Annotated in this window: 4 protein-coding genes; 3 read left to right on the top strand and 1 reads right to left on the bottom strand. The window is 73.1% G+C overall.

Annotated elements, in window-relative coordinates; all coding sequences use genetic code 11:
• Positions 1–329: 329 nt before the first annotated feature.
• The gene (locus AB0M11_RS40930; RefSeq protein ID WP_365713999.1) at positions 330–695 is read right to left on the bottom strand and encodes a hypothetical protein; all 366 of its coding nucleotides are present in this window, start codon (positions 693–695) and stop codon (positions 330–332) included.
• Positions 696–880: 185 nt separating this feature from the next.
• Here AB0M11_RS40930 and AB0M11_RS40925 point away from each other — a divergent pair, with 185 nt between their 5' ends.
• The 3 genes from AB0M11_RS40925 (at position 881) to AB0M11_RS40915 (ending at position 5,504) form a co-directional block, all read left to right on the top strand.
• Positions 881–2,266 (top strand): class II fumarate hydratase, encoded by a 1,386-nt coding sequence (locus AB0M11_RS40925; protein WP_365713997.1) that lies wholly within the window; start codon positions 881–883, stop codon positions 2,264–2,266.
• 84 nt (positions 2,267–2,350) lie between these two features.
• Positions 2,351–3,064: a DUF402 domain-containing protein gene (locus AB0M11_RS40920; protein WP_365713995.1), complete on the top strand. Its 714-nt coding sequence runs from the start codon at positions 2,351–2,353 to the stop codon at positions 3,062–3,064.
• 304 nt (positions 3,065–3,368) lie between these two features.
• Positions 3,369–5,504 (top strand): SpoIIE family protein phosphatase, encoded by a 2,136-nt coding sequence (locus tag AB0M11_RS40915; RefSeq protein ID WP_365713993.1) that lies wholly within the window; start codon positions 3,369–3,371, stop codon positions 5,502–5,504.
• The last annotated feature ends 238 nt before the right edge of the window (positions 5,505–5,742 follow it).

Below are 5,742 nucleotides of genomic sequence, written 5' to 3'. Positions count from 1 at the left end.
GGACCCCCGCAATCGGCCTGCCGGCCTCGTCCTCAAACGCCGGACGGGCTGAAAGAAGTCCTCAGCACCGGACGGACAGGAAGGCGTCCCCCAACGCCGGACGGACGGGAAGACGTCCCCCAGCACCGGACGGGCTGAAAGATGTCCTCAGGACCGGACGGGCGGGAAGGGGCCCCAGCGCCGGACCGGACGGGAAGGTGTCCCCAGCACCGGACGGGCGGGAAAGTGCCCCCAGACGCCGGACGGGCCGGAGGGCGGGGGTGTGTGTCGGGCTTCGCCGCGACGTACTCGGCAGGCTGCGTCGCGGCCGGGACGGTTCGGTGTGTGGGTCAGTGGGGGATGCAGCCGAACCAGTTCAGGGTGTTGCCGTCGGTGGTGTAGCCCATGCATCTGATGGTGCGGTCGTGCAGCTTCTCGGTTCGGTCGACGGGGCCGTTGAGGTACTCGGTCGTGTGGTGGGGCTCGACGAGGGTGTCGACCTCGACGCGGTACCAGCGGCGTTCGCCGGACGGCACACTGCAGCCGTGGGCGGTCATGTTGCGGCTGGGGTCGCCGCTCCAGACGGGGCGTTCGGCGCGGTCGCAGTGGGCGCGGCCGGCCGCGGCGGCGGGGCTCGCGCCCGCGGCCAGCAGGGTCGTCGCGCCTATGGACAGCGTCACAACGGCTCCGAGCACGCTCTTGGGAGTGAAGTTCATCGCATGGCCCTCCTGCCAGCCGTGGTGACGGCGGGAGTCGCCCTGTCACCTTGGGGTGATCGTCACATCTGTCGGCGATGATCGGCTCGGTGGGCGGGGGGCCGGTCCCCCGACCCGGTGACGCCGGTGGTGCCAATGCAGCAGGCGCCCGGAACAACCGCCGCGTCCCGGTCGCTGACAACGGCATGAGCGACTACCGCATCGAACACGACTCCATGGGCGAGGTCCGCGTCCCCGCCCACGCCAAGTGGCGGGCCCAGACGCAGCGGGCCGTCGAGAACTTCCCCGTCTCCGGGCAGCGGATCGAGCGCGCGCACATCGAGGCGCTGGCGCGGATCAAGGGCGCGGCGGCCAAGGTGAACGCCGAGCTGGGGGTGGTCGACAAGGACATCGCCGAGGCGATCCGGGCGGCGGCGGAGGAGGTGGCCCGGGGCGACTGGGACGAGCACTTCCCCGTCGACGTGTTCCAGACCGGGTCCGGTACCTCGTCGAACATGAACACGAACGAGGTCCTGGCGACGCTGGCGACCGAGCGGCTGGGGCGGGACGTCCACCCCAACGACCACGTGAACGCCTCGCAGTCCTCCAACGACGTCTTCCCGTCGTCCATCCACGTCGCCGCCACCGCCGCCGTCACCCGGGACCTGATCCCGGCGCTCGACCATCTCGCCGACGCCCTCACCCGCAAGTCCGAGGAGTTCGCCGACGTCGTGAAGTCCGGGCGGACGCATCTGATGGACGCCACGCCGGTGACGCTGGGCCAGGAGTTCGGCGGGTACGCGGCGCAGGTGCGGTACGGCGTCGAGCGGCTGCGCGCCTCGCTGCCCCGGCTCGCGGAGCTGCCGCTCGGCGGGACGGCGGTGGGCACCGGGATCAACACGCCGCCCGGTTTCTCCGCCGCGGTGATCGAGGAGGTCGCACGGGTCACCGGACTGCCGTTCACGGAGGCGCGCGACCACTTCGAGGCGCAGGGCGCCCGGGACGGGATCGTGGAGACCAGCGGGCAGCTGCGGACCCTCGCGGTCGGGCTGACGAAGATCGCCAACGACCTGCGGTGGATGTCCTCGGGGCCGCGGACCGGACTCGCCGAGATCTCGCTGCCGGATCTCCAGCCGGGGTCCTCGATCATGCCGGGGAAGGTCAACCCGGTCATCCCCGAGGCCGTGCTGATGGTGGCCGCCCAGGTGATCGGGAACGACCAGACGATCGCCGTGGCCGGCGCGGCCGGGAACTTCGAGCTCAACGTGATGCTGCCGGTCATCGGGAAGAACGTGCTGGAGTCCGTGCGGCTGCTGGCCAACGTCGCGCGGCTGCTCGCCGACCGGACCGTGGACGGGATCACCGCGCACCGGGAGCGGGCCCGGGAGTACGCCGAGTCCTCGCCCTCGGTGGTCACGCCGCTCAACAGGTACATCGGGTACGAGGAGGCCGCCAAGGTCGCCAAGAAGGCGCTGGCCGAACGGAAGACGATCCGTCAGGTGGTCGTCGAGGGCGGGTACGTCGAACGCGGTGACCTGACCGTCGAGCAGCTGGACGAGGCGCTGGATGTCCTGCGGATGACACGGCCGTAACCGCGTGCGAACGTTTCTCGCCGTCCGACCGGAACCGTGACGTCGGCCGCAGCGTCGTATGCCTGCGGCACCTAATATCTGTGCATGGCAGACGGCGGAGCGGTGAGACCTGTGACACGCGGGGAGACGGGCGGTGCGACCGGGGACGGGACCGGCTTCTGGACGCCCGGGAGCCGGATCCTGTGGCGGTACCGGGAGAACGCCGGACAGGGTTTCCACATCGCTCGCCCCGTCACCGTCGTCCGGGACGACGAGGAGCTGCTCGCCGTCTGGCTGGCCCCCGGCACCGAGTGCGTCAGACCCGTGCTCGCCGACGGCTCGTCACTCGGTGACGAACCGCTGGAGTCCCGCTACACCAAGCCCCGTTCCGTCAGCCACGGCCACTGGCGCGGCACGGGCGTGCTGAAGCTGGCCCGGCCCGGTCAGCCCTGGTCGGTGTGGCTGTTCTGGGAGCGTGGCTGGCGGTTCAAGAACTGGTACGTCAACCTTGAGCATCCGCTGGTCCGCTGGGACGGCGGGGTGGACTCGGAGGACCACTTTCTGGACATCTCCGTACACCCGGACCGCAGTTGGCACTGGCTCGACGAGGACGAGTTCGCGCAGGCCCAGCGTGACGGGCTGATGGACGCGGAGACGGCCGCGGCGGTGCGGACGGCGGGCCTGGCCGCGGTGGCGGCCGTCGAGGCCTGGGAGCCGCCCTTCTCGGACGGCTGGCAGCACTGGCGCCCGGACCCGTCCTGGGGGGTACCGTCGCTGCCGGAGGACTGGGACCGTACCCCCGCGCACGTGTCCTCATGAGACCCTTGATGCGTCCCCGGTCCACAACCGTAGGATCGTCCTCCGCAAGGAAGCGTGCACACAACTCCCGGAGCATGCGCCGGGCTTGACCGAACGTCACCGAGGGGCGGCAGGACGTGAGCGAGGGGTACGAGGGCAACACCGGTGAGCGGCGCGCGGGCCGCAGATCGTTCGCCGGCTGCACAGGAACAGCCTCCAGCCACGCCGAAAATCCGTTCCTGGGACACGTAATCCGGGTATCGGCACTTCGGCGGGACCACCTGCGCGCCCGGCGCGCAGCCCCGGACGGACGGATTCGACACGCGTGACGGAGCACCCCACCTCCTACGAGCGCCCACAGCCGGGCGTCGACCCCGCGGAGGCCCGCGGGGCGCTCCTGCGTTCCCCACAGCCGCAGCAGGCACAGGCGCAGGCACACCCACAGGTACAGACCCAGCCGCAGGTGCGGGCGCCGGGGCAGGCGCAGCCCTGTCCGCGCGGCGGCACCGCATTACCGGCGCAGGCCCGCGCGGGCGAGACGCCCTCCGGTTCCGGTACCAGCACGTCCGAGGAGCACTCCGTCAACGGCCCCGAGCACGCCCAGCCCGCCAGCGCCGAGCCGGATCCGCACCGGCCGCGCCCCGCCCCGGAGGGCATCCCGCCGCAGCCCGGCGCCGAGCCGGAGCGGGCGGTGGGCGCGCAGGAGCGCCGTAGCGGACGCGGGCTGCCGCCGGGCCGGCCGATGCCGATGCGGCGCGACGGCGACCGGCTGCGCTTCGTGGGCGCCGCGACCCGGCGGATCGCCCGGGGCATCGACCTGGACGAGATCGTCATGGGGCTGTGCCGGGCGACCGTGCCGACCTTCTCCGACTCGATCCTGGTCTACCTGCGCGACCCGCTGCCGGTCGGCGACGAGCGGCCCGTCGGCCCGGTGGTGCTGCGGCTGCGCCGCACCGACCGGATCCCGGAGGAGCGGGACACCGAGGGTTTCCCGCCGCTGCCCGTACCGGAGCCGGATCCGGCCGAGATCGGCCTGGCGGCGCTCACCGCGGAGTTGTGCGAGGTACGGCCGGGCGGGGCGCTCAACGAGGTGCTGCGGGGCGTACGGCCGGTCTTCGCGGACGCGCCCGCCGCCCGCGCCGCCCTCCCCGAACTCCTCGGCGAGGGCAACGAGGCGCTCGTGCCCGGCGCCCAGCACGCGATCCTCGCCCCGCTGCGCGGCCGCCGCAGGGTGATCGGCGCGGCCCTGTTCCTGCGCCGCCCGGAGCGGCTGGCGTTCGAGGCCGACGACCTGCTGGTCGCCGCCCAGCTGGCCACGCACAGCGCGCTCGGCATCGACAAGGCGGTGCTGTACGGCCGGGAGGCCTACATCGCCGACGAGCTGCAGCGAACCATGCTGCCGGAGAACCTGCCGAGCGCGACGGGCGTGCGGCTGGCGTCCCGCTACCTGCCGGCCGCCGAGACCGCGCGCGTCGGCGGCGACTGGTACGACGCCATCCCGCTGCCCGGGAGCCGGGTGGCGCTGGTCGTCGGCGACGTCATGGGCCACTCCATGACGTCGGCGGCCATCATGGGCCAGCTGCGGACGACCGCGCAGACGCTGGCGGGCCTCGATCTGCCGCCCCAGGAGGTCCTGCACCACCTCGACGAGCAGGCCCAGCGGCTGGGCAGCGACCGGATGGCGACCTGCCTGTACGCCGTCTACGACCCGGTCTCGCACCGCATCACCATCGCCAACGCCGGCCACCCGCCGCCGGTCCTGCTGCACCTGGGCGGCCGTGCCGAGGTGCTGCGGGTGCCGGCCGGGGCGCCGATCGGCGTCGGCGGGGTCGACTTCGAGGCGGTGGAGCTGGACGCGCCGGCCGGGGCGACGCTGTTGCTGTACACCGACGGCTTGGTGGAGTCCCGGCTGCGTGACGTGTGGACCGGCATAGAGCAGCTGCGCGAGAAGCTCGCCGCCACCGCGCAGTTGACGGGGCCGGACCATCCGCCGCCGCTCGAAGCTCTGTGCGACGAGGTGCTCGACATGCTCGGGCCGGGCGACCGGGACGACGACATCGCGCTGCTCGCGGCCCGGTTCGACGGGATCGCGCCGAGCGACGTGGCGTACTGGTTCCTGGAGCCGGAGGACGCGGCGCCGGGCCGGGCCCGGCGGCTGGCGCGCCGGGCGCTGTCCCGCTGGGGCCTTGAGGAACTGACCGACTCCGTCGAGCTGTTGGTCAGCGAGGTCGTCACGAACGCGGTGCGGTACGCGTCGCGGCCGGTGACGCTGCGGTTGCTGCGGACGGACGTGCTGCGGTGCGAGGTCGGGGACGACGTCCCCCAGCTGCCGCGCCTGCGCCAGGCACGGGCGACGGACGAGGGCGGCCGGGGCCTGTACCTGGTGAACCGCCTGGCCCGGCGGTGGGGGGCGACCCGGCTCAGCACCGGGAAGGTCGTCTGGTTCGAGCTGAACCGGTAGGGCCGGAGAGCTTGCGGTACTGACGGTAGTCGGGGAGCTGCGGGCCGGTGGGGGCTGGCCGCGCCCACGCGGCGGAGCCGCGTATCAGACACAGCCCCGCGCCCCTGACGGGGCGCTGCCGTGAGCGTCCCTCACGAACTCCCCCGATTCCCTTTCAGGGGCGCGGGCTGCAGTGCCCCTTCAGGGGCGCGGGGAACTGCGCGAGCGGCCAAGCCGCTGCCGCGCCCGGCGAAGCACC

This window comes from Streptomyces sp. NPDC051987, assembly GCF_040680735.1.
Classification (GTDB): domain Bacteria; phylum Actinomycetota; class Actinomycetes; order Streptomycetales; family Streptomycetaceae; genus Streptomyces.
Note: the sequence above shows the minus strand (reverse complement) of the source record. Positions and strands in the feature narration are given on the sequence as shown.

Coding starts and splice junctions, on each gene's coding strand:
- AB0M11_RS40930 (WP_365713999.1), bottom strand. CDS start 695: ATGAACTTCACTCCCAAGAGCGTGCTCGGAGCCGTTGTGACGCTGTCC.
- AB0M11_RS40925 (WP_365713997.1), top strand. CDS start 881: ATGAGCGACTACCGCATCGAACACGACTCCATGGGCGAGGTCCGCGTC.
- AB0M11_RS40920 (WP_365713995.1), top strand. CDS start 2,351: ATGGCAGACGGCGGAGCGGTGAGACCTGTGACACGCGGGGAGACGGGC.